This is a genomic window from Caballeronia calidae (assembly GCF_900044055.2).
In the GTDB taxonomy this organism is placed as follows: domain Bacteria; phylum Pseudomonadota; class Gammaproteobacteria; order Burkholderiales; family Burkholderiaceae; genus Caballeronia; species Caballeronia calidae.
Window position 1 is genome coordinate 16696 of the sequence record NZ_FCOX02000050.1, and the last position, 24401, is coordinate 41096.

20 protein-coding genes and 1 pseudogene are annotated in these 24401 nt (G+C 65.5%); 16 read left to right on the plus strand and 5 right to left on the minus strand.

Translation table 11 applies throughout. The annotated features are described in order from the left end of the window. Positions 1-79 precede the first annotated feature (79 nt). From pyk to AWB78_RS31435, 6 genes are all read left to right on the plus strand, one after another. Entirely contained in the window at positions 80-1516 is a 1437-nt protein-coding gene (gene pyk, locus AWB78_RS31410) for a pyruvate kinase (RefSeq protein WP_062610552.1), read from the plus strand. Between the two features lie 169 nt (positions 1517-1685). Next, the gene (gene fba / locus AWB78_RS31415) at positions 1686-2750 is read left to right on the plus strand and encodes a class II fructose-bisphosphate aldolase (RefSeq protein ID WP_062610525.1); all 1065 of its coding nucleotides are present in this window, start codon (positions 1686-1688) and stop codon (positions 2748-2750) included. 135 nt (positions 2751-2885) lie between these two features. Continuing rightward, the gene (locus AWB78_RS31420) at positions 2886-3776 is read left to right on the plus strand and encodes a phosphoribosylaminoimidazolesuccinocarboxamide synthase (RefSeq protein WP_062610553.1); all 891 of its coding nucleotides are present in this window, start codon (positions 2886-2888) and stop codon (positions 3774-3776) included. A 57-nt stretch (positions 3777-3833) separates the two neighbouring features. Then, positions 3834-4355: a 5-(carboxyamino)imidazole ribonucleotide mutase gene (gene purE / locus AWB78_RS31425; protein ID WP_062610554.1), complete on the plus strand. Its 522-nt coding sequence runs from the start codon at positions 3834-3836 to the stop codon at positions 4353-4355. 90 nt (positions 4356-4445) lie between these two features. Then, positions 4446-5633 carry a 5-(carboxyamino)imidazole ribonucleotide synthase gene (locus AWB78_RS31430; RefSeq protein WP_062610526.1) on the plus strand — a complete coding sequence of 396 codons (1188 nt, stop codon included), beginning with the start codon at positions 4446-4448 and terminating at the stop codon, positions 5631-5633. 21 nt (positions 5634-5654) lie between these two features. Beyond that, positions 5655-6686 (plus strand): L-threonylcarbamoyladenylate synthase, encoded by a 1032-nt coding sequence (locus AWB78_RS31435; RefSeq protein ID WP_062610527.1) that lies wholly within the window; start codon positions 5655-5657, stop codon positions 6684-6686. Positions 6687-6783: 97 nt separating this feature from the next. On the opposite strand, the gene AWB78_RS31440 is transcribed toward AWB78_RS31435, so the two are convergent. Continuing rightward, positions 6784-7887, minus strand: a complete 1104-nt coding sequence (locus tag AWB78_RS31440) for an SGNH/GDSL hydrolase family protein (RefSeq protein WP_062610528.1) — start codon at positions 7885-7887, stop codon at positions 6784-6786. Positions 7888-8121: 234 nt separating this feature from the next. Further along, on the minus strand, positions 8122-9747 hold the full coding sequence (gene dacB / locus AWB78_RS31450; protein WP_062610530.1) for a D-alanyl-D-alanine carboxypeptidase/D-alanyl-D-alanine endopeptidase: 1626 nt from the start codon (positions 9745-9747) through the stop codon (positions 8122-8124). A 301-nt stretch (positions 9748-10048) separates the two neighbouring features. Here dacB and AWB78_RS31455 point away from each other — a divergent pair, with 301 nt between their 5' ends. Both AWB78_RS31455 and AWB78_RS31460 read left to right on the plus strand, forming a co-directional pair. Continuing rightward, positions 10049-10711 carry a response regulator gene (locus AWB78_RS31455; RefSeq protein WP_062610531.1) on the plus strand — a complete coding sequence of 221 codons (663 nt, stop codon included), beginning with the start codon at positions 10049-10051 and terminating at the stop codon, positions 10709-10711. Then, the gene (locus tag AWB78_RS31460) at positions 10711-12012 is read left to right on the plus strand and encodes an ATP-binding protein (RefSeq protein ID WP_062610532.1); all 1302 of its coding nucleotides are present in this window, start codon (positions 10711-10713) and stop codon (positions 12010-12012) included. The genes AWB78_RS31455 and AWB78_RS31460 overlap by 1 nt, the downstream gene beginning before the upstream one ends. Positions 12013-12176: 164 nt before the next feature. Here AWB78_RS31460 and AWB78_RS47800 read toward each other — a convergent pair whose 3' ends face one another. Further along, positions 12177-12503, minus strand: coding sequence for a hypothetical protein (locus AWB78_RS47800; protein WP_198399389.1), 327 nt, complete (start codon positions 12501-12503; stop codon positions 12177-12179). A gap of 91 nt (positions 12504-12594) precedes the next feature. On the opposite strand from AWB78_RS47800, the pseudogene AWB78_RS31470 reads away from it, so the two are divergent. The 5 genes and pseudogenes from AWB78_RS31470 to AWB78_RS31490 form a co-directional block, all read left to right on the plus strand. Continuing rightward, a pseudogene (locus tag AWB78_RS31470) lies at positions 12595-13434 on the plus strand (YadA family autotransporter adhesin); the annotation flags it as partial. Between the two features lie 187 nt (positions 13435-13621). Continuing rightward, positions 13622-15124, plus strand: a complete 1503-nt coding sequence (locus AWB78_RS31475) for a DegQ family serine endoprotease (RefSeq protein WP_062610535.1) — start codon at positions 13622-13624, stop codon at positions 15122-15124. A gap of 141 nt (positions 15125-15265) precedes the next feature. Further along, positions 15266-15748, plus strand: a complete 483-nt coding sequence (locus AWB78_RS31480; protein WP_062610555.1) for a hypothetical protein — start codon at positions 15266-15268, stop codon at positions 15746-15748. 159 nt (positions 15749-15907) lie between these two features. Beyond that, on the plus strand, positions 15908-16285 hold the full coding sequence (locus AWB78_RS31485) for a DUF427 domain-containing protein (RefSeq protein ID WP_062610536.1): 378 nt from the start codon (positions 15908-15910) through the stop codon (positions 16283-16285). Between the two features lie 74 nt (positions 16286-16359). Continuing rightward, entirely contained in the window at positions 16360-17151 is a 792-nt protein-coding gene (locus tag AWB78_RS31490) for an SRPBCC family protein (protein WP_062610537.1), read from the plus strand. A 4-nt stretch (positions 17152-17155) separates the two neighbouring features. On the opposite strand, the gene AWB78_RS31495 is transcribed toward AWB78_RS31490, so the two are convergent. Further along, positions 17156-18112 carry a helix-turn-helix domain-containing protein gene (locus tag AWB78_RS31495; protein WP_232477951.1) on the minus strand — a complete coding sequence of 319 codons (957 nt, stop codon included), beginning with the start codon at positions 18110-18112 and terminating at the stop codon, positions 17156-17158. Positions 18113-18241: 129 nt separating this feature from the next. Between AWB78_RS31495 and AWB78_RS31500 the strand changes: the two genes are divergently transcribed. Next, positions 18242-18874 (plus strand): cysteine hydrolase family protein, encoded by a 633-nt coding sequence (locus AWB78_RS31500; RefSeq protein WP_062610556.1) that lies wholly within the window; start codon positions 18242-18244, stop codon positions 18872-18874. Here AWB78_RS31500 and AWB78_RS31505 read toward each other — a convergent pair. Then, a complete protein-coding gene (locus tag AWB78_RS31505) occupies positions 18857-19501 on the minus strand; it encodes a TetR family transcriptional regulator (RefSeq protein WP_062610539.1) in 645 nt (214 codons plus the stop codon). The genes AWB78_RS31500 and AWB78_RS31505 overlap by 18 nt on opposite strands. Before the next feature lie 447 nt (positions 19502-19948). On the opposite strand from AWB78_RS31505, the gene AWB78_RS31510 reads away from it, so the two are divergent. Together AWB78_RS31510 and AWB78_RS31515 are read left to right on the plus strand one after the other, a co-directional pair. Continuing rightward, entirely contained in the window at positions 19949-21196 is a 1248-nt protein-coding gene (locus tag AWB78_RS31510; RefSeq protein ID WP_062610540.1) for an efflux RND transporter periplasmic adaptor subunit, read from the plus strand. A gap of 18 nt (positions 21197-21214) precedes the next feature. Beyond that, positions 21215-24400 carry an efflux RND transporter permease subunit gene (locus AWB78_RS31515; RefSeq protein ID WP_062610541.1) on the plus strand — a complete coding sequence of 1062 codons (3186 nt, stop codon included), beginning with the start codon at positions 21215-21217 and terminating at the stop codon, positions 24398-24400. Position 24401: the final 1 nt, after the last annotated feature.

The window sequence follows — 24401 nt, forward strand, 5'->3', positions numbered from 1 at the left end:
AGCGGTGAGCAATACCTCACTGCAAGCGCAACGTGCTCGCAGCGTAGTTACGGGCGATCCTACTGAGACGAGGAATTCCATGCATCGCGCTACAAAGATTGTTGCCACCATCGGCCCGGCTTCCACGAGCCCGGACATCCTGCTGCAAATGCTGCAGGCGGGTCTCGACGTCGTACGCTTCAACTTCTCGCACGGCACCGCCGACGATCACCGCCAGCGCGCCGAAATCGTCCGCGAGGCGGCGCGCCAGGTGGGCCGTGAAGTCGCGATCATGGCGGACCTGCAAGGCCCGAAGATCCGCGTCGGCAAGTTCGAGAACAACAAGACGATGCTCGTCGCCGGCAACACGTTCATCCTCGACGCCAACTGCGAGCTCGGCAACAACGATCGCGTCGGCCTCGACTACAAGGATCTGCCCCGCGATCTGCGCGCGGGCGACGTGCTGCTGCTCAACGATGGCCTCATCGTGCTCGACGTCACGCGCGTGATCGGCGAGGAGATTCACACGGTCGTGAAGGTCGGCGGCGAGCTGTCCAATAACAAGGGCATCAATCGCCAGGGCGGCGGCCTCACCGCGCCCGCGCTGACCGAGAAGGACATGGAGGACATCAAGACCGCGATGTCCCTCGGCGCGGATTTCGTCGCGGTGTCGTTCCCGAAGAACGCGACCGACATGGAAATGGCGCGCCAGCTCGCGAACATCGCGGGCGCGCCGTACGGCATCAAGCCGAAGATGATCGCGAAGATCGAGCGCGCCGAGGCCATTCCCGCGCTGCAGGGCATTCTCGACGCATCGGACGGCATCATGGTCGCGCGTGGCGATCTCGCGGTGGAAGTCGGCAACGCGGCGGTTCCGGCGCTGCAAAAGCGCATGATCCGCATGGCGCGCGAGTCGAACAAGCTCGTGATCACCGCCACGCAGATGATGGAATCGATGATCCACGCGCCCGTGCCGACGCGCGCGGAAGTGTCGGACGTGGCGAACGCCGTGCTCGACGGCACCGACGCCGTGATGCTCTCCGCCGAAACGGCAGCCGGCAAGTACCCGGTGACGACTATCGAAACGATGGCGGCCGTCTGCGTGGAAGCGGAGAAGTCGGAAGAGTCGCAGCTCGACCGCGATTTCCTCGACCGCACGTTCACGCGCATCGATCAATCCATCGCGATGGGCGCGCTCTTCACCGCGTATCACCTGGGCGCGAAGGCCGTGGTCGCGTTGACGGAATCCGGCTCCACCGCGCTGTGGATGTCGCGTCACTGGAGCCACGTCCCCATCTTCGCGCTGACGCCGCGCGTGTCGAGCGAGCGCACGATGTCGCTGTATCGCAATGTGACGCCGCTGCACGTCGACACCAACATGGATCGCGACGCCGCGCTGAATCAGGCGCTGGAAGTCGTAGTGTCGAAGGGCTATGCGGCGCGCGGCGACATGGTTGTTCTCACTGTCGGCGAACCGATGGGTCAGGCCGGCGGCACCAACACGCTGAAGATCGTGCGTGTGGGCGATCACATCTAGGCATTGAACAGCAGGACGCGCTCATCGCGGTGAGCGCAAAGCGCGCAGGACACGCGGGCAAGCCGATGCTTGCCCGCGTCAGTCATGGCGATGGAAAAAGCCGAAAACCGCCCGAGAGCGGAATCGGGCGCGCTGCAGGATTCGTTTCACATCATGGAGTTTCACCACAATGCCTCTCGTATCAATGCGTCAATTGCTGGATCACGCAGCCGAACACGGCTATGGTCTCCCGGCATTCAACGTCAACAATCTGGAACAAGTGCAGGCGATCATGTCGGCCGCGAACGAAGTGAACGCGCCCGTCATCATGCAGGCGTCCGCCGGTGCGCGTAAGTACGCGGGCGAAGCGTTCCTCCGCCATCTGATCGAAGCGGCCGTCGAGTCGTATCCGCATATTCCGGTCGTGATGCATCAGGATCACGGCCAGTCGCCGGCCGTGTGCATGGCCGCGATCCGCTCCGGCTTCACCAGCGTGATGATGGACGGCTCGCTCGAAGCCGACGGCAAGACCGTCGCATCGTACGAGTACAACGTCGCAGTGTCGAAGCAGGTCGTGGAGTTCTCGCATTCGATCGGCGTCACGGTCGAGGCCGAGCTGGGCGTGCTCGGTTCGCTCGAAACGATGAAGGGCGACAAGGAAGACGGCCACGGCGCCGAAGGCACGATGACGCGCGAGCAACTGCTCACCGACGTCGAGCAGGCCGCCGACTTCGTCAAGCAGACGCAGTGCGATGCGCTGGCGATTGCCATCGGCACGTCGCACGGCGCGTACAAGTTCTCGAAGAAGCCCACGGGCGATATCCTCGCCATCGACCGCATCAAGGAAATTCACCAGCGCATTCCGAACACGCACCTCGTGATGCACGGTTCGTCGTCGGTGCCGCAGGAATTGCTGGCCGAAATCCGCGAATTCGGCGGCGACATGAAGGAAACCTACGGCGTGCCGGTCGAAGAGATTCAGGAAGGCATCAAGCACGGCGTGCGCAAGGTGAACATCGACACCGACCTGCGCCTCGCGATCACCGGCGCGATCCGCCGCTATCTGTTCGAAAATCCGTCGAAGTTCGATCCGCGCGACTACCTGAAGCCCGCGCGCGAGGCGGCGAAGGAAATCTGCCGTCAGCGCTACATGCAGTTCGGCTGCGAGGGCATGGCCGGCAAGATCAAGCCGATTTCCCTCGACAAAATCGCCGAGAAATACAAGTCCGGCGAGCTCGCGCAGATCGTGAAATAACGCTGCCGCAAAGCAAGCTCGATTTGTAAAGTAAAATCAACGGGTTCCGGGTTCGGAACCCGTTCGCGTTTCTTTTCCCGCGCTTGAATGCCCGGCGCGGGGCTCATCATTTCAGTCCTTCTTCGGTACATGACGATGTCCACGCTATACGAATCCACGATCAAATCGCTGCCGCTGCTCGGCCGCGGCAAGGTCCGCGACAACTACGCAGTCGGTCAGGACAAGCTCCTGATCGTGACGACCGACCGCCTTTCCGCATTCGATGTCGTCATGGGCGAGCCGATTCCGAACAAGGGCCGCGTGCTGAACACGATGGCCGATTTCTGGTTCGAGAAGCTCGGCCATATCGTGCCGAACCACAACACGGGCATCGATCCGGCGTCAGTCGTCGCGGCGGACGAAGTCGAGCAGGTGAAGGGCCGCGCGGTCGTCGTGAAGCGCCTGGAGCCGATTCTCGTCGAAGCGGTCGTGCGCGGCTATCTCGCGGGCAGCGGCTGGAAGGACTATCAGGCGACGGGCGCGGTATGCGGCGTCGAACTGCCGCCGGGCCTGCAGAACGCGCAGAAGCTGGCCGAGCCGATTTTCACGCCGGCGGCGAAGGCCGAAATGGGCCATCACGACGAAAACATCACCTACGATGAGATGGAGCGCCGCATCGGCACCGAGCTTTCCGCGACGATCAAGCGCATTTCCATCCAGTTGTACAAGGAAGCGGCGGAGTACGCGGCGACGCGCGGCATCATCATCGCGGATACGAAGTTCGAGTTCGGTCTCGACAACAAGGGCGATCTGTATCTGATGGACGAAGTGCTGACCGCCGATTCGTCGCGCTTCTGGCCCGCCGATGGCTATCAGGTCGGCACGAATCCGCCGTCCTTCGACAAGCAGTTCGTGCGCGACTGGCTCGAAACGCAGCCGTGGAAGAAGGAGCCGCCCGCGCCGAAGCTGCCGGACGACGTGATCGCGAAGACGTCGGAGAAGTATCAGGAAGCGCTGCAGCGTTTGACCGGCAAGACGCTTTCTTAAGGTTCGACACGCGCGCCGCGCATGAAGAAGCGGCGCGCGCAATTCAAGGGAACAGGAATGAGCGAAGTACAGACCGCGGCGCATACGCACGAAGCGCCGCTCGTCGGCGTGTTGATGGGCTCCAGCTCCGACTGGGACGTGATGAAGAACGCGGTCGCGATTCTTCAGGAATTCGGCGTGCCGTACGAGGCGAAGGTCGTGTCGGCGCATCGCATGCCGGACGAGATGTTCGCTTACGCCGAAAGCGCGCGTGAGCGCGGCGTGCGCGCGATCATCGCCGGCGCGGGCGGCGCGGCGCATCTGCCGGGCATGCTGGCCGCGAAGACCACCGTGCCGGTGCTCGGCGTGCCGGTGGCGAGCAAGTATCTGAAGGGCGTCGATTCCCTGCATTCGATCGTGCAGATGCCCAAGGGCGTGCCGGTCGCGACCTTCGCCATCGGCGAGGCGGGCGCGGCGAACGCGGCGTTGTTCGCGGTATCGATTCTGAGCGTGACGGACGCGCGCTACGCCGAAGCGCTCGCCGCTTTCCGCGTGAAGCAGAACCAGGCGGCGCGGGACATGGCGTTGCCGCCGCTTTGATGGTGTCCTGATCCCACTTTGTCCCGCATGGAACACTGAGAGCGGCGCGCGCCGCTCGCCGTTCGCAACGTAGCCCCACGTTCAGCCACGATGAACCCACAAAACTCCCCGATTTCTCCCATCCTGCCGGGCGCCTGGCTCGGCATGGTCGGCGGCGGCCAGCTCGGCCGCATGTTCTGCTTCGCCGCGCAGTCGATGGGCTATCGCGTCGCCGTCCTCGATCCGGACGAGACGAGCCCCGCGGGCGCCGTCGCGGACCGCCACATCCGCGCGCCCTATGACGACCGTGCCGCGCTCACCGAGCTCGGCCGCCTGTGCGCGGCGGTATCGACGGAATTCGAGAACGTGCCGTCCGCGAGCCTCGACTTTCTCGCGTCGTGCACGTTCGTGAGCCCGGCGGGCAGTTGCGTGGCGATCGCGCAGGATCGCGTCGCGGAGAAGCGCTTCATCGCGGAATCGGGCGTGCCGGTCGCGCCGCATGTGGTGATCGAATCGATGGACGCGCTCGCCGCGCTGCCCGACGAGAAGATCGCCGCCGTGCTGCCGGGCATCCTGAAGACCGCGCGCCTCGGCTACGACGGCAAGGGTCAGGTGAGCGTGCGCAACGTCGCGGAATTGCGCAACGCGTATGCGTCGCTGTCGGGCGTGCCGTGCGTGCTGGAAAAGCGCATGCCGCTCAAGTACGAAGTGTCGGTGCTGATCGCGCGCGGCGGCGACGGCAAGTCCGCTGTATTCCCGCTCGCGCAGAACGTGCATGTGAACGGCATTCTCGCGAAGACCGTCGTGCCCGCGCCCGACGCCTCCGATGCGCTCGTCGCACAGGCGCAGGACGCTGCGCTGACCATCGCCGCGAAGCTGGGTTATGTCGGCGTGCTGTGCGTCGAGTTCTTCGTGCTGGAAGACGGCTCGCTGATCGCGAATGAAATGGCGCCGCGTCCGCACAACTCCGGCCACTACACGGTCGATGCCTGCGCGACGAGCCAGTTCGAGCAGCAGGTTCGCGCGATGACCGGCATGCCGCTCGGCGACACGCGCCAGCATTCGCCCGCCGCGATGCTGAATCTGCTCGGCGATATCTGGTTCGATGCCGACAAGGCGCGCGCCCCCGCGTGGCCGGAGGTCGCGGCGATGCCGTCCGCGCGGCTGCATCTGTATGGCAAGGAAGAGGCGCGCCGGGGCCGCAAGATGGGCCACATCAACTTCACGGCGGCGACGCTCGAGGAAGCGCGCACGGCGGCGCGCGACTGCGCGCGCATGCTGCATATTTCGCTCGATTGAGACTGACCGAAGCACCAGGCAATGACCATCCATTTTCCGAGCGCCGCGCAGATCGACGAAGCCGCGGCCCTGCTCGATGCGGGCGAACTCGTCGCGTTTCCGACCGAGACGGTCTACGGGCTCGGCGGCGACGCCGAGAACCCGGACGCCATCGCGCGCATCTATGCGGCGAAGGGGCGGCCGGCGAATCATCCGGTGATCGTGCATCTCGCGCCGGAGGCTGACCCGGGCTACTGGGTGCGCGAGCTGCCCGTCGATGCGCGCAAGCTCATCGATGCGTTCTGGCCCGGCCCTTTGACGCTGATTCTGAAGCGCGCGGCGCATATTCCGGCGGCGGTGAGCGGCGGACAGGATTCGGTGGGCGTGCGGTGTCCGTCGCATCCGGTCGCGCAGCAGTTGTTGTCGGCGTTTCACGCGCGGCGTCTCCGGACGGGCAAGCAGGGCGGGGTGGCGGGGCCGTCCGCCAATCGCTTCGGTCATGTGAGTCCGACGACCGCGCAGCACGTGCGCGAGGAATTCGGCAACGCGGTGCATGTGCTCGATGGCGGCGCGGCGGATGTCGGCATCGAATCGACGATTCTGGATTTGTCGCGCGGCTTTCCGGCGCTGCTTCGGCCGGGGCATGTGAGTCCGCAGCAGATCGCGGATGTGATCGGTACTGCGCCGCGTTTGCCCGACGGCTCGGATGCGACGGCGCCGCGGGCTTCGGGCACGTTGAAGGCGCATTACGCGCCGCGGACGCCGCTTGCCCTGTTGCCGTTCGCGGCGATCGAGCCGCTTCTTTCCGGTCAGGATCGGGCGAGCGGGAAGAAGATCGCGCTGGTTGCCCGGAGTTCGAGCGCGGGCGAGTGGGCACACGCGGCGAATGTTCACTTCGTTGCCGCGCCGGAAGATCCGCAGAGCTATGCGCGGGATCTTTATGGTTTGCTGCGCGCGCTGGATCGGGCGAACGTGGAGCGGATTCTCATCGAGAAATTGCCGGAGACGGTCGAGTGGATCGCGGTGAATGACCGGCTGGGAAGGGCGGCGGCGGCGTTTGAGGCGGATGCGTGATTGCCGGTTGCGCAGAGACCTGCGGAACCGTCAAAAACAAAAACCGCCCGGCGATTCCTCGACCGGGCGGTTTTTAACTACTCACTAATCCAACCGCTTACTTCCCCAACCCCGACTTCGCAATCGTCTGCTCCGCCGCCTGCGCGAAAAGCGCGCCGAGATGCGTCGTCGGATGCAGGGTGTCGGCGAACATGTACGTCTGATCTGCGCCTGCGACGGTCAAGGTCTCCGGCGAGCAGAATAGCGACGTGGCGAAATTCTGCGGATTGGGCTCGCCGAATTTCTGCGCCGCCGCGGCCATCGCCTGCAGATTACACGCAGTTCCTGTGTTCGACACCGTGAAGCCGTACTGCGCGAAGTTTGCCGTGATGTTGGCAAGCGGCGTGGCGATATCCAGAAAGATTACCTTCGATATCAGCCCGAGCTGCGTCAGTTTTCCGGTGAGCGTGTCGTTGAACAGTTTCGAAACCTGCTGCATCTGCACACGCACGGCTGCGCTGCTCCTCATGCCCTCCGGCGTCAAGCTGACGTCCGGAACATTCGATACCAGCACATGCGTCGCGCCGTTCTGCAGGATGGTGCCGACGATGCCGGCGAGCTGGCCGGCCGCGGTCGCGATCGCGATACCGGCATCCGTCGGCGACAGCTTGCCGGCCTGCACTGCCAGCAAGTTGTACAGGATATCGTTCCCGCCGCCACCGACGAGCACGAGCTGACCTGAATTGAAGCTGCCATGCGTGGCGAGATAGTTCTTCACCTGCTGCACGACCGGCACCGTGAGCGGGCCCTGATAATTCGCCGGATCGTTCGACACGTGGTTGATGCCGATCGGATTCGTCACCAGCGCGCCACCCTGCGCATATCCGAACCCCGACTGCGTCTGGGGCGGCACGCCGAAGCCGCCCGTCATCGCCGGCGTCAGCGTGTCGCCGTAATACTGCGCGACGTTCTGCACCCAGACCTGACCCGGATTCGTCGTGAAGCGCCCGCCGCCGAAGTTCGCCGCCGCAACGGGCGCATACGTGCCGACATCGGAAAGGCTGTCGCCGAACGACACCACCTGCAGCTTGACGCCGCCCGGCGGCGTGGAATTGTTGTCGTCACCGCCGCCGCACGCGGCGAGCAGGGCGAAGGCCGCGCCGGCCGTCGCGACTTGGGCAAAGCGCGCCAGGGCGGCGCGCATCGAGCGTTGCTTCTTCATGACCTCGTCTCCGTTCTTCGGTGTTTTCTAGTTCGATTGCGGCGCCTGACCGTCTGCGGTCTTCACGCCGCGTACCTGCGATATTAAGCGATGCCGCACGCCCACCGTGTCGCGCGATGCACCCGGCCGAGCGCCGTGCCCGACAGCGTACACGGCGCCCGGACCTTCCCGGGCGTCACTTCGTAGAAGAAATCTTCGGTCACGTCCGGCTCGCATGCCCGCGAGCGACGCGTGTCACTCCGCTGCGCCCGGCCGGCGCGCACCCTCGTAGACCCATTCGAGGAGCGCATCGTGCGCGGCGCGCGCGGCCTCGGCGCGCGGATCGTTGATGAAGCTCACGACGACATAGCTCTCGCCGTTCGCCGCGCCGACATAGCCCGCGATCGCGCGCACGTCGCGCAGCGTGCCGGTCTTGATGTGCGCGTTGCCGAGCGCGCCCGCTTTGGTGAGACGGTTGCGCATGGTGCCGTCGACGCCCGCGACCGGCAGAGACTCGACGAACACCTGCGCCACCGGGCTCGCGTTCGCCGCCATCAGCAGATCGGCGAGCGAGGCCGCGGAGATGGTTTCGTCGCGCGAGAGGCCGGAGCCGTTGTCGAGTGCGAGGCCGTTCATCGGCAGGGCGCTGCGCTTGAGGAACGCCTGGATCGCCGCCGCCGATTTCGCGGTCGTCGCGGGCGGCTTCGATTGCGCGGCGCCGATCGTGAGGAACAGGTTGCGCGCCATCACGTTGTTGCTGAACTTGTTGATGTCGCGAACGACATCCGACAGCACCGGGCTGCGATGCGTGCCGACGAGCCGCGCGTTCGACGGCGTCGCGCCTTCGCGCGTCGCGCCCTGGAACGTGCCGCCCGTCTGCTTCCACAGCGCGAGAAAGCCGCCGGCAAAGAACGTCGAATGGTCGAGCGCGGCGACGTTGACCGTGCGCGAGCCGCAGCGCAGCGGGTAGTCGCCGATGAACGAGGCCTGCACGAAGCCGCCCTGCGTCTGCGCGACGGAAGGCGACGCGGCCTGCAGCGAGCCGGTGCACGCGCCGCGCGTGACGCGCAGTTCGTTGTCGATCTGCAATTGCGCGAGCTGCGGCAGCACGTCGATGGACACCTGCCCGTCCTCGCCCGGCGTCAACGTGAAGGACAGCGACTTGAACGCGTACAGCAGCGGGTCCGGGCCGACGTTGTAGGGTGCGGTGTCGTCGTTGTCGAACGCGGGCAGATCGCGCGTGGAGGCGTCGAAATAGCGCTTGTCGAGCACGAGCGCGCCGTCGATCGCGGTGATGCCGCTCTTGCGGATCTGGTTGACGAGATCGATCAGCTCTTCCGGCACGAGCTTCGGATCGCCCGTGCCTTGAATGTACAGATTGCCGTGCAGGACGCCTTGCGCATCGAGATCGCCGTCGGCATAGGCGGTGGTCTTCCAGCGATAGTCCGGCCCGAGCATCGAGAGGCCCGCGTAGGTGGTGACGAGCTTCATCGTCGAGGCGGGCAGCATCGGCTCGCTCGCGTTGATCGAGACGAGCGGCACGGGTGCGCCGATGCGCTGCACGACGACGCTCATCGACGAGAGCGGCACATGCGCGCGCGCCAGCGCCGCCATCACCGGAGCGGGCAGCGGGCCGGCGGGCACGCTTGCCCTCGCGGCCTTCGCCTCGTGCTTCGCTTCGTGCTTTGCTTCGTTCTTCGCGGCGCGCTTCGATTTCGCGCCGCCCTTCGCCGCATGCTCCGGCCGCTGCGCCTGCGATTCGGCCTTGGTGCCGCCGCGCGCCTCGGCATCGGGCATGTGGCCGAGCGCCGCGCAGGCAAGGGCTGCGACGAGCGCAAACGAAGAAAGACGGCTGGACACGGAACGGGAAGCGAGCGGCATGGACGAGCGTTGTTTTTGGACTGGATGACGGCTGGCGGCGCGGAATGAGCCGCGTCGCGCCGCGTGGGAAGCGGCTATTGTAGACAAGCTGGCTTGCGGAAATCGTACGCGCGGCAAATCTTCGTCACGCGATGCGGGCGCGGGCGGCGTGCGTCACGCCGTTATCCTCTGAAAGTGGACGATCCGCGCGGTTAAGTCCTATTTAAGCCTGTGGCGGGCAGGCGCCGCTACAATGGATCGCGGCCCGAAAGCTGCCTTTTGTAGCCACGGTAATCACGGTAACCACGAACAGACATGTGCCATGCGAATCCTGCTTGTCGAAGATGACCGGATGATCGCCGAGGGCGTGCGCAAGGCGCTGCGCGCCGACGGCTTCGCAGTCGACTGGGTGCAGGACGGCGAGGCCGCGCTCACGGCGGTCGGCGGCGAGCCCTACGACATGATGCTGCTCGATCTCGGCCTGCCCAAGCGCGACGGCCTCGACGTGCTGAAGACGCTGCGCGCGCGGGCCAACTCGCTGCCGGTGCTGATCGTCACGGCGCGCGACGCCATCGCGGATCGCGTGAAGGGCCTCGATGCGGGCGCCGACGATTATCTCGTCAAGCCCTTCGATCTCGACGAACTCGGCGCGCGCATGCGTGCGCTGATTCGCCGTCACGCGGGGCGCGGCGAATCGCTCGTACGGCACGGCGAACTCACGCTCGATCCGGTCGGCCATCAGGTGACGCTCGCGGGCGCGCCGGTATCGCTGTCGGCGCGCGAGTTCGCGCTGCTCGAAGCGTTGATGGCGCGGCCCGGCGCGGTGCTGTCGAAGAGCCAGCTCGAGGAGAAGATTTACGGCTGGGGCGAGGAAATCGGCAGCAACACCGTCGAGGTCTACATCCATTCGCTGAGAAAGAAGCTCGGCGCCGATCTCATCCGCAACGTGCGCGGCCTGGGCTACATGGTCGCCAAGGACGCCTGATGCAGTCGATCCGGCGGCAATTGGTGATCTGGCTGCTTGCTCTGGTGATCGTCGGCGTGGGTTTCGCGGGCTGGCTCATCTATCGGCAGGCGCTCGCCGAAGCCAACGAACTCTTCGATTACCAGCTTCAGCAGATCGCGGCGGCGCTGCCTTCGGAGCCGTTTTCATCGGTGCTGAGCTCGCGCAGCGAGAGCGATGAAGGCGTCGTCATCCAGATCTGGAATCGCAATGGCGTGCTGATGTACTACTCGCATCCGCGCGTGCCGCTGGCACCTCATGCTGAACTCGGCTTCTCCACCGAAATGACGCCGCGCGGCGAATGGCGCGTGTACAGCGCGATCGTCGGCGACAACGTCGTGCAGCTCGCGCAGCCGCTGTCGATCCGCAATCGCGTCGCGGCGGGCGTCGCGTGGCGCACGCTGTGGCCCCTCGTGCTGCTGCTGCCGCTGCTCGGTCTCGCGATCTGGGTGATCGTCGGGCGCGGGCTCGCGCCTTTGCAGCGCGTGACGCGCGCGCTCGACACGCGCCATCCCGAGGCGCTCGACCCGCTCTCCGATCAACGTCTGCCGCAGGAAGTGCGGCCGGTCGTGCGCGCGTTGAATGCGCTGCTTTCGCGGCTGTCGGCGGCGCTCGACACGCAGAAGGCCTTCGTCGCCGATGCCGCGCACGAATTGCGCACGCCTCTGGCCGCGGTGCAGATTCAGGCGCAGCTCGTCGCGCGCGCGCAGGATGACGACACGCGCCGCGAGGCGCTCCACGACTTGCACGAAGGCATCGCGCGCGCGACGCGCCTTGCCGAGCAGTTGCTCGCGCTCGCGCGATCGGAGCCGGATGGCAAGACAGTCGAAGCACGGATCGATCTGAGCGAACTGCTGGAAGGCTGCGTGCGCGGTTATGTGCTCGTGGCGCAGGAACGTGAAGTCGATCTCGGCATCGAGGCGAGCGAGCCCGCGACCGTGAACGGCGATCCCGATTCCCTGCGCGTGATGTTCAACAATCTCATCGACAACGCGACGAAATACACGCCGCGCGGCGGGCGTGTCGACGTCTGTCTGAAGCTCGCCGATGGACACGCGGTCGTCGATATCGCCGACACCGGGCCGGGCATTCCCGCGGAAGAACGCGAGCGCGTGTTCGACCGTTTCTATCGCGTGGGAGAAGGCGCGGATCGCGCGCGCACCGATGTCGCGGGCAGCGGGCTCGGGCTCGCGATCGTGCGGCGCATCGCGGTTCAGCATGGCGTTTCGGTTGCGCTCGGGGAATCGCAGACGGGTGGATTGAAAGTGACTGTGCGGTTTTGATGTTGGCAGCGAAAACGTTGCCTGATCGTGGAATAGATTGATCAAAGTCTTCGAGAAAATCTTATTAGTGGACCGATGTTTGTTTGTTTTATGAAAGTCAAGTAATTGATTTGATTGATTTTGTTTTTTAGGAAACCTCGCCTACATTTGCGCAGGATCGCTGATTAATCTCCGACATTCTTACTTCTATGAATCGGATAAATCGGCATGGTGATGAACTTGAGGGATGGAGTCCGGAGGACGGGTTTTGCGCAACGGGTCCCGGCGAAGCGTAGGTGGCGCGCGCTGGCCGCCTTGATCGCCGCCGCGGCGGCTATGTCGGGCAGCACGGGCGCATTGGCGGCGGCGCCGGTGGTAGTCGTCTGTGATACCAGCGGGTTCAGCAATGCCCTTTCCCTTACCGGCGCAAACACGGGGCTTCCCGGATCGAACGGCTGTTCTCCGGGTAGCACGAACTTCGTGAAGATCACCGACGACAACGTCACGCCCACGAGCCAGATCGATATGGGCAGCGGTGTGGTCGGCATCACGGCAGGCACCAGCATCCAGATGCATCAGTACGTCGACATGCTGGGCAACAAGATCAGCGGCCTCGCCGCCGGCGATATCTCGGCAACGAGCACCGAAGCGATCAACGGCTCGCAGCTTTACGCCGCAGTCAACGACCTCACGACCAACATCAGCAACGGCACCATCGGCCTCGTACAGCAGAATCCGACGTCGCGCACCATCACCGTGGCAAAGGACACGGACGGCACGGTCGTCGACGTGACGGGCACGACAGGTGCACGCCAGGTCACGGGCGTGGCGGCGGGCGAGCTCAGCGCGGCCAGCACGGACGCGGTCAACGGCTCGCAGCTTTACGCGACGAACCAGCAGGTCGATGTGCTGAATCAGCGCGTGGCGAACATCGCCATCGGCGGGGCGACGTTCATCGATTCACAAGCGAACGACGCGCCCGCCGCGGCGACCGGCGCGAACTCGACCGCCCTCGGTAACGGCGCGCAGGCGACCGGTGCGAATTCGGTCGCGCTGGGCGATCGTTCCGTCGCGTCGGAAGACAACACCGTGTCGGTGGGCTCGGCTGGCAACGAGCGCCGCGTGACGAACGTCGCGGCGGGCGTCAATGGCACGGATGCGGCGAACATGAATCAGCTGAACGCGGTGCAGAGCAGCGTCAACACGGTCGCCCGCGAAGCGTTCGCCGGCGTCGCCGCGGCGATGGCCATGCCGAACCTCACGCCGCGCGAGCCGGGCAAGACGGTGGTCGCGGCAGGCGTCGCGAACTACAAGGGCTATACGGCGGTGGGCGTCGGTGGCACCTATCGTTCGCGAGACAGCCGCTGGCTGGTGAACGGTGCGCTGTCGCTGACGGGGCATGGCGACACGGGCGTCCGCGCGCAAGTGGGCTACGAGTTCTGAGCACGCAGCGTAGCGGCTCAGACAACAAGGCGCGTAATGCAAGGGCGGCTATCCGTGAGGGTAGCCCCCTTTTTTGCGTCCGCGCGCGTCCTGCCGGCTTTTTAAGAGAGATTTAAGCGACGAACCGTAATCTTCGTTCATCAGCAAAGCGCATCCACGCAGCGCATCCCGTTATCAGGAGCACACGATGAAAGCGAAGATCCTCACCCGCAGCGCCGTCGCGGCAGCCGTTGCCGTTGCCTTGTCGGCGGGCTACGTGGCCGGACATAACAACGTGCCTGCGCCCCAGGTCATTGCGCCCGCGCAGGCCGCGATGATGCCCGCCGAAGCAGCGGCCAAGACAGGCATTCCCGATTTCTCCGGTCTCGTCGAGACCTATGGTCCGGCCGTCGTGAACATCAGCGCGAAGCACGTCGTCAAGCAAACGTCGAACCGGCGCGGCCCGAACCAGTTGCCGATGGACCCGGACGATCCCTTCTACCAGTTCTTCAAGCGCTTCGGCGGCATGCCGGGCTTCGGCGGCGGCGATGGCGACCCCCGCGCGGATCGTCCGAGCGAAGGTCTCGGCTCCGGCTTCGTCGTGAGCAGCGACGGCTACATCCTGACGAACGCGCACGTCGTCGACAACGCCAATGTCGTCACCGTGAAGCTCACCGACAAGCGGGAGTACCGCGCGAAGGTCATCGGCGCGGACAAGCAGTCCGATGTCGCCGTGCTGAAGATCGACGCGAAGGACCTGCCGACCGTGAAGATCGGCGATCCCAACGGCAGCAAGGTAGGCCAGTGGGTCGTTGCGATCGGCTCGCCGTACGGCTTCGACAACACCGTGACCTCGGGCATCATCAGCGCGAAGTCGCGCGCGCTGCCCAACGAGAACTACACGCCGTTCATCCAGACCGACGTGCCCGTGAACCCCGGCAACTCGGGCGGCCCGCTCTTCAATCTGCAAGGCGAAGTCATCGGCATCAACTCGATGATCTACTCGCAGACGGGCGGCTTCCAGGGACTTTCGTTCGCTATCCCGATCAACGAGGCGATCAAGGTCAAGGACGCGCTCATCAAGACGGGCCATGTGGATCGCGGCCGGCTCGGCGTCACGGTGCAGGGCATGAACCAGACGCTCGCCAACTCATTCGGCATGAAGTCGCCGCAAGGCGCGCTCGTCAGCTCGGTCGAGCCGGGCGGGCCCGCGGCGAAGGGAGGCCTGCAGCCGGGCGACGTGATCACCGCGCTGAATGGCGTGCCGGTGACGGATTCGACCTCGCTGCCGTCGCAGGTCGCGAGCCTTTCGCCGGGCACGTCGGCGAAGGTGACGGTGTGGCGCGACAAGGGCGCGAAGGATCTCAGCGTGACCATCGGCGCGCTGAAGGACGCGAAGACCGCGAGCGCGAACACGGGCGGCGATGACGGCGCGTCGGCGCAGGACGCGCGGCTCGGCGTCGCGGTGCGCCCGCTCACGCCGGAGGAGAAGCAGAACGATTCGCTCTCGCGCGGCCTGCTCGTGCAACAGTCGAACGGCGCGGCGGCGAATGCTGGCATCCAGCCGGGCGACGTGATTCTCGCGGTCAACGGGCAGCCGGTCACGTCCGTGCAGCAATTGAAGTCGATGGTGCAGCGCGCGGGCGACAGCATCGCGCTGCTGATCCAGCGCGACGACGCGCAGATCTTCGTGCCGGTCGATCTCGGCTGAACGGCGCCCGTCGCGTCGCGCGATGCGGGCACGAACCATGCTCCGTGGTTCCCTGGTGCCCCATCGCGTGAAACGGACGCATCGGGCGTGACGCCGCGCGCGCCTGACGGCACGGCGGCATCGGAAAAAGGAGCAGAAAACATGACGAGCAGAACCACGGGCAAGCTGGCGACCGCAGTCCTCGTTGCGGCGATGAGCGCGGGTATGGCGGGCGGGGCCTGGGCGCAGGCGTCGGGCGGCACGGCCACCGATATGTCGAGCGCGGGCAACACCAACGGCGGCGGCCTCCCGCAGATTCAGCAGCAAGGCGACGTCTCTTACACGTCGGGCGGCGTGGGGCTCGACGAATCGCGCGCATTGTTGCGGGAACAGGCGCAGTGGCCGCTGTCGCTGCGCTTCACGGGCCCGACCGCCGATTATCTGTCGGGCGTGCATGTGCGGATCGTCGGCGGGAAGGGCGGCGAAGTGCTGTCGACCGAATCGATGGGACCTTACATGCTTGTCAAGTTGCCGCCGGGCAGCTATACGGTCTACGCGAAGTACAAGGATCAGGAAAAGAAACAGGCGGTGACGGTCGCGGGCCCGGGCAAGGCCAAAGCGGCCTTCCACTGGAACATTCAGTAGGCGCAGGCGTCGAAGCGGTTAACGCCAGAGATATCGGCTTTGAAGCAGCGAAAGCGCTCACCCGGCATCGGAATCTTGTCTCATAATTAAGCCACGGGTATCTCGGTGACTCGTGGCTTTTTCATGTGATGTCGGTTCGCACGCAGGAGGCGCATCAGGATGGGCACGGAACTCAACGACGGGCACGAAGCGGCGCAGCGCATCGAGATCACGCCGAACGGCCGGCGCTGTCGCGTCATCCATCAGGGGGTCACCTATGCGGATACGCACGCGGCCATGACGCTCGTTGAAGCGGGCGCGGAAAAAGTGCACTACTTCCCGCGCGCCGACGTGAACATGGCGCGCCTGGAGCGCTCGATCCACACCACGCATTGCCCGATGAAGGGCCAGGCCACGCATTACCATCTGCTGACCGAGGACGGCCCGGTCGAGAACGCCGCGTGGAGCTACGAAGCGCCGCTCGACGCCGCCGCCAAAGTCAAGGGCTATCTCGCGTTCTATCGGTCGCGCGTCGATCGTATCGACGAAACGTCCTAGGCGCGCATCCGAACAGACACCGCCCACCCGTTGAGCCATAACGAACGCATGCGATCCTTGTCCCGGAGGCTCGAATGGAAGTCACCGATGCGTTGCGCATTCCGCTCGACCCGGCGCACGTCCGGGACGCGCTCGGCGATCTCGCGCTGTTGCGCGCGAGTCTCGACAATTGCGAATCGTTCATCCGGACACCGGGCGGCGAGTATGTCCTCACGCTGACCGTGCCGCTCGGCGCGCTGCGGGCGCGCTATGAAATCCGCGCGCACGCGGCGGGCCGCACACGTCAGGCGGCGCATGCCGAGGGCGAAAGCGAGGAATCCGCCGATGCCGTCTACGCCCGCACGCTGAGCTTCAAGGCGCGCGGCGAGGGCGTCGGTTCGCTGCGCGGGCAGATCGCCGTCACGCTGAATCCGGACGACGACGGCGACGCCACCTGGATCGAATACACCGTCTGGGCGACAGTATCGGGCCCGCTCGCCGGCCTGCCGTCGCGGCAGATCGAAAACGCGCTGCGCGAGGGCGCCGACGAGTTCTTCGCCGAGTTCTGCGAAGTGGTGCGCGCGAAGCACGGTCTGCCGTCGATGCGGGCCGCGGGCGAAGGCGCGGCGCGGCGGCATGTGTTCTTGCGGCCGAGCGTGGTGTCGGCGGCGTTTTCGCGTCGCGCGGGGACGATGCGCGCGCCCTCCGCCGATGCCCATGCGAGCGGCGTGCTGCGGCATCGTCTGCACGGGCACGGCTTCGCGCATCACGATCCCGATCATTCGCACGATCCGCATCCGCTCGGTCTGCCCGGCTGGGCCTGGGCGGCGATGCTCGTGTGCGTCGCGCTGTTCGCGTACTTCGCGGAGCACGTGGGCTTGCAGTGACGCGTTACACGCCGCGAAACGCCCGCCGATAAGCCGATGGCGATGTCTTCAGCGTCTGTGCGAATTGCTGGCGCAGCGTCGCGCCGGTGCGCAAGCCGCTTTGCTCCGCGATGCGGTCGATCGGCAGATCGGTGTCCTCCAGCAAGCGCTGCGCGAACGCGACCCGTTGCGCGATGATCCAAGCGCCGACGGTCGTGCCCGTCGTTTCCCGAAAGCGCCGCGTAAAGTTGCGTCGGCTCATCGCCATGCGCGCGGCGAGCGCATCGAGTGAATGGTCCGTTTGCAGATTGGCGCGCATCCAGTCGAGCAGTCCGGCGAGCCGCTCGCCGTTCGCGCGCGCGGGCAACGGCTCGTCGATGAACTGCGCCTGCGAACCTTGCCGATGCGGCGGCACCACGAGCCGCCGCGCGACCTGATTCGCCGCGTGCGATCCGGCCAGCTTGCGCAGCACGTGCAGGCAGCAATCGAGTCCGGCCGCGGTGCCGGCGGACGTCGTGATGTTTCCATCGTCGATATAGAGCACGTTCGGATCGAGCCGCACGCGCGGATAGCGGCGCGCGAAATCGTCGGCCCAGGCCCAGTGCGTCGTGGCGGCGCGGCCGTCGAGCAGGCCCGCCGCCGCGAGCACATACGAGCCGAGGCACAGGCCGACGACCTGCGCGCCCCGTGCGTGCGCCGCGCGCAACGCGTCGAGCAGCGCATCGGGCGGCGTTTCGCCAGGATCGCGCCACGAAGGCACGATGATCACGTCGGCGGCAGCGAGCGCATCGAGCGAGTGCTGCGCAGCGATTGTGAATCCCGCCGACGTCGCGAGCGCGTCCGGCTCGGCGGCGCAGACGCGAAAATCGAACGACGGCACGCCGATTTCGCCGCGATCCTCGCCGAACACGATGCACGGCACCGCGAGATGAAACGGGCTGATGCGGTCGAACGCGACGACGGCGATCGAATGGCGATTCATGGCGCGGCTCCGGGCAAACATCGAATGGGAGTATTTTGGCCCGATTCTGGCGAAAGTTGGCAATCGGGCCACTTCTGGGCATCGCGCGGGCGCGGCGACAATGGGCTCAACCATCCCAAGGAGCTGACCATGCCGCGCCGCGCCCTGATCGTCATCGACGTGCAGAACGAATACGTCACCGGCAACCTGCCGATCGAATATCCCGATGTGAACGCGTCGCTCGCCCATATCGGCCGGGCGATGGATGCCGCCGAAAAGCACGGCGTGCCGGTCGTCGTCGTGCAGAATTTCGCGCCGGCGACCGCGCCCATCTTCGCGCGCGGCTCGGCGCTGGCTGAGCTGCATGAAACGGTGGCATCGCGGCCGCGCGCGCATTACGTCGAGAAGTCGCTGCCGAGCGCGTTCGCGGGCACCGACCTCGCCGACTGGCTCGCCGCGCACGACATCGACACGATCGTGATCGCGGGCTACATGACCCACAATTGCGACGATTCCACGGTCAAGCACGCAGTGCACGCGGGGCTTTCGGTGGAGTTTCTGGTCGACGCGACGGGCGCCGTGCCCTACGAAAACCGCGCGGGCAAGGCGAGCGCGGAGGAAATCCACCGCGTGTTCACGGTGGTGATGCAGTCGCGCTTCGCCGCCGTGCTGAGCACGGACGAATGGATCGCCGCGCTGCAATCCGGCGAGCCGCCCGCGCGCGACAACATCTACGCGTCGAACCAGCGGGCGCGAGGTTTGAATTCAGCCGTTGGCCGGTGACAGCAGGGCGGCGCTGCACCGCAGGGCGTCGAAGCACGCGTCGATCAGCGCTTCGGCGTCCCGCTCCGGATGGACGAGGTCCGGCAGCATCAGCGAATCGTGCAGGATGCCAGTGAACAGGCAATGCAGCATGGTCGTCGCGCGGTTCGTATCGAGCGTTTCCGGAAGCTGCTTTTTCTCGACGGCGTTGCGCAGCGCGCGCTCGATGCGCTCCATGCCGTCGCGCATGTTGTTCTGATGCCGCTCGCGCACCGGCCCCATCTCCTCCACGAACTCGCATTTCATGAAGAGAATGTCGAACACGCGCCGGCGCTGCTCGTCGGTGGTGATGTTGCGCATGCACCAGACGAACAGCTCGCGCAGGCGCGCCAGCGGATCTTCTTCCTTGCCGTCGAGCGTGGCTGCCACGAGTTCGTCGAGCGGCAGCAGGCTGCGGTCGAACATCGCGTTGAACAGATCGCCCTTGTTGGCGAAATGCCAGTAGATCGCGCCGCGCGTCACGCCCGCGGCCTGGGCGATGTCCGCCAGCGTCGTGCGCGATACCCCTTTCTCATAGAAGACGCGCTCGGCCGCGTCGAGTAGCCGGTTGCGCGTCGCCTGCGCCTCTTCCTTGGTTCGTCTGACCATATCGTGCGGCCTGTGGCCGTCTGCTCCTGCTGCTGCCGTTGAACGGACGCGCTGCACACGTCCTTGTCGAAGATCCGTCGAACGTAATCGATTCCCCGGAGCGGTTTTTTTCGCGCCACCAATCGGGACAAACACGTACAGTTTTTTACATTCATTCGTGAATGTATATACAATACCACCCGTTAACAAATTTCGACAAATTGAGTCGACGAGCAGACTTCACGTAAGCTTTCGATCCGATTGCCCGTTCTGACCGTCCTCTGGTCAAGCGCCGGCGCTTCTGAGCGCCTCGCACGGGCATGCAACGCCGGCCCTCGGCTGGCGGAAAGGTCACTCGTCGAACAGTCGGTTTGTCGGTCAGCGTCTTAACGGCGCTCGTGCGCGGCATGGCCCGGGGAAGGCCGCCGCGCACCCACTTCACTCTCAGTCTTAGACAGAGGTCGCTCCATGCGCGTCGAACGGGTTCCACTCCGCTTAATCACCGCCGCGACGGCTGCCGTTTTCGTGGCAGCGTGCGGGCAAAAACAATCAGCACCTCCGCCGCAAACGCCCGAAGTGGGCATCGTCACCGTGCAGCCCACGAGCGTGCCGGTGGTCGTCGATTTGCCGGGCCGCACCAATGCCTATCTCGTCGCGCAAGTGCGCGCGCGGGTGGACGGCATCGTGCTGCGCCGTGAATTCACCGAAGGCTCCGAGGTCAAGGCCGGTCAGCGGCTCTACAAGATCGACCCGGCGCCGTACATCGCCGCGCTGAACAACGCGAAGGCGTCGCTCGCGAAGGCGCAGGCGAACGTCGCGTCGCAGAACGCGCTCGTGTCGCGCTACAAGATCCTCGTCGCGGCCAACGCCGTGTCGAAGCAGGACTACGACAACGCCCTGGCCGCGCAAGGCCAGGCCGTGGCGGACGTCGCCGCGGGCAAGGCATCGGTCGATACCGCGCAGATCAACCTCGGCTACACCGACGTCGTCTCGCCGATCACGGGCCGCACGGGTCTGTCGCAGGTCACGCCGGGCGCCTATGTGCAGGCGAGCGCCGCGACGCTGCTCACGACCGTGCAGCAGCTCGATCCGATCTACGTCGATCTCACGCAGTCGAGCGTCGAAGGTCTCAAGCTGCGCAGGCAGATCCAGGAAGGCCGCCTGCAGACCGAAGGCATCCATGCCGCGAAGGTCTCGCTCGTGCTCGAAGACGGCCGCACCTACACGGAGCAGGGCAAGCTGCAGTTCTCCGACGTGAGCGTCGACCAGAGCACCGGCTCCGTGACCGTGCGCGCGATCTTCCAGAACAAGGACCGCGTGCTGCTGCCGGGCATGTTCGTGCGCGCGCGCATCCAGGAAGGCGTGAACGATCACGCGCTGGTCGTGCCGCAGATCGGCATCACGCACGACCAGAAGGGCCAGCCGACGGCACTCGTCGTCAACAAGGACGACAAGGTCGAATTGCGCCAGCTCGTCACGGGCGGCACCTTCGGCAACAACTGGGTGGTCGACGGCGGCCTGAACGCGGGCGATCGCGTGATCGTGAACGGTGTCGACAAGGCGAAGCCCGGCATGCAGGTGAAGCCGGTGGCCGCGAAATTCCCGTATCCCGCCTCGGACGCGCAGGCGGCGGGCGCCGCATCGGGCGCACCCGCCGCATCCGCTCCGGCGAACGCGAGCGGTGCCCAGCCGGCATCGGCCGCGTCGGGCGCGTAATAAAAGGGAGCCTGTTACATGGCAAAGTTTTTTATCGATCGACCGATCTTCGCGTGGGTGATCGCGATCATCCTGATGCTGGCGGGGATGGCGTCGATCTTCACGCTGCCGGTGGCGCAGTATCCGACGATCGCGCCGCCCGCGATTCAGATCAGCGCGACCTACCCGGGCGCATCGGCGAGCACCGTCGAAAACACGGTGACGCAGGTGATCGAGCAGCAGATGAACGGTCTCGACCACTTGCTGTATCTCTCGTCCACTTCCGATGACTCGGGCACGGCCACCATCACGCTGACGTTCGCGGCGGGCACGAACCCGGACATCGCGCAGGTTCAGGTGCAGAACAAGCTGCAGCTCGCCACGCCGCTTCTGCCGCAGGTCGTGCAGCAGCTCGGCACGAAGGTCACGAAGTCGAGCTCGAGCTTCCTGCTCGTGCTCGCGTTCGTGTCCGAAGACGGCAGCATGAGCAAGTACGACCTCGCGAACTACGTGGCGTCGAAGGTGCAGGACCCGCTCTCGCGTATCGACGGCGTCGGCACGGTGACGCTGTTCGGCTCGCAGTACGCGATGCGCATCTGGCTCGACGCGACCAAGCTCACGAACTACGCGCTCACGCCTGTCGACGTGAAGAACGCCATCACCTCGCAGAACGTGCAGGTGGCGGCGGGCTCGCTCGGCGGCACGCCGGCGGTGGCGGGGCAGATGCTCCAGGCGACCATCACCGAGGCGACGCTGCTGCAGACGCCCGAGCAGTTCGGCAACATCCTGCTGAAGGTGAATCAGGACGGCTCGCAAGTGCGCCTGAAGGATGTCGCGAAGATCGAGCTCGGCGGCGAGAACTACAACTTCGACACGAAGTACAACGGCCAGCCGACCGCCGGCTTCGGTATCCAGCTCGCGACCGGCGCCAACGCGCTGAACACCGCGAAGCTCGTGCGCCAGAAGATCGACGAGCTGTCGAAGTACTTCCCGAACGGCCTGGTCGTGAAGTATCCGTACGACACGACGCCGTTCGTGCGCCTGTCCATCGAGGAAGTGGTCAAGACGCTGATCGAAGGTATCGTGCTCGTGTTCCTCGTGATGTATCTGTTCCTGCAGAACCTGCGGGCGACGATCATCCCGACGATCGCGGTGCCGGTCGTTCTGCTCGGCACGTTCGCGATCATGTCGGCGGTGGGCTTCTCGATCAACGTGCTGTCGATGTTCGGCCTCGTGCTCGCGATCGGTCTGCTCGTCGACGACGCGATCGTGGTCGTGGAGAACGTCGAGCGCGTGATGACCGAGGAGCATTTATCGCCGCGCGACGCGACACGCAAGGCGATGGGACAGATCACCGGCGCGCTGGTCGGCGTGGCGCTCGTGCTGTCGGCGGTGTTCGTGCCGGTGGCGTTCTCGGGCGGCTCGGTCGGCGCGATCTACCGGCAGTTTTCGCTGACGATCGTCGCGGCGATGGTGCTGTCCGTGCTGGTCGCGCTGATTCTGACGCCGGCCTTGTGCGCGACCATCCTGAAGCCGCATCCGGAAGGCCACGAGCCCGAGAAGAAGGGCTTCTTCGGCTGGTTCAACCGCACGTTCAACAAGAGCCAGGCGAAGTATCACAGCGGCGTGCAGCACGTGATTCGCCGCTCGGGGCGCTGGCTCATCATCTACCTCGTCGTGATCGTCGCGGTGGGCATGCTGTTCCTGCGTCTGCCGAAGTCGTTCCTGCCGAACGAAGACCAGGGCACGATGTTCGTGCTCGTGCAGGCGCCGCCCGGCTCCACGCAGGAGTACACGGCGCACGTGCTCAAGGACGTGCAGGAGTACCTGCTCAACGACGAGAAGAGCATGGTCGAATCGGTGTTCACGGTGAACGGCTTCTCGTTCGCGGGCCGCGGCCAGAACTCCGGTCTCGTGTTCGTGCGGATGAAGGACTACGCGCAGCGCCAGTCGAGCAACGAGAAGGTGCAGGCGCTCGTCGGGCGGATGTTCATGCATTTCGCGCCCTACAAGGACGCGATGATCTTCCCGGTCAATCCGCCGTCGATTCCGGAGCTCGGCACGGCCGCGGGCTTCGACTTCGAGCTGCAGGATCGCGCGGGCGTGGGTCACGCGAAGCTGATGGAAGCGCGCAACATGCTGCTCGGCATGGCCTCGAAGGACCCGACGCTGGCTCAGGTGCGCCCGAACGGTCTCAACGACACGCCGCAGTTCAAGGTGAACATCGACCGCGAGAAGGCGAACGCGCTCGGCGTCGCGATTTCGGACATCGACCAGACGTTCTCGATCGCATGGGCGTCGCAGTACGTGAACAACTTCCTCGACGTCGACAACCGGATCAAGAAGGTCTACGTGCAGGGCGACGGTCCGTTCCGCATGAGTCCGGAAGACCTGAACAAGTGGTACGTGCGCAATGGCGCCGGAACGATGGTGCCGTTCGGCGCGTTCGCGACGGGCAACTGGATCTACGGTTCGCCGAAGCTCGAGCGCTACAACGGCATCTCGGCGGTGGAAATCCAGGGCGCGGCCGCACCGGGCAAGTCGACCGGCCAGGCCATGACGGCGATGGAAGCGATCGCGGCGAAGCTGCCCGCGGGTATCGGCTACGAGTGGACGGGCCTGTCGTATCAGGAGCGCCAGTCGGGTTCGCAGGCGCCGATCCTGTACGGCATCTCGATCCTCGTCGTGTTCCTGTGTCTCGCGGCGCTGTATGAAAGCTGGTCGATTCCGTTCTCGGTGATCATGGTCGTGCCGCTCGGCGTGCTCGGCGCGCTGTTGGCCGCGACGCTGCGCGGTCTGGAAAACGACGTGTTCTTCCAGGTCGGCCTGTTGACGACGGTGGGTCTGTCGGCGAAGAACGCGATTCTGATCGTGGAATTCGCGCGTGAGCTGCGCATCCAGGGCATGTCGACGGTCGAAGCGGCGATGGAAGCGGCGCGCCTGCGGTTGCGCCCGATCCTGATGACCTCGCTCGCGTTCATTCTCGGCGTGCTGCCGCTCGCGATCAGCAACGGCGCGGGCTCGGCGAGCCAGCACGCGATCGGCACCGGCGTGATCGGCGGCATGTTGACCGCGACCTTCCTGGCCATCTTCATGATCCCGATGTTCTTCGTCGTGATCTCGAAGTTCAGCAAGGCCAAGGACGTGCCGGCGGCAGGCTCGGGCGACTTCGGCGGTACCGGCGGTACGCACGGCTCGCCGTCTTCGGACAAGGAAGGACATTGAG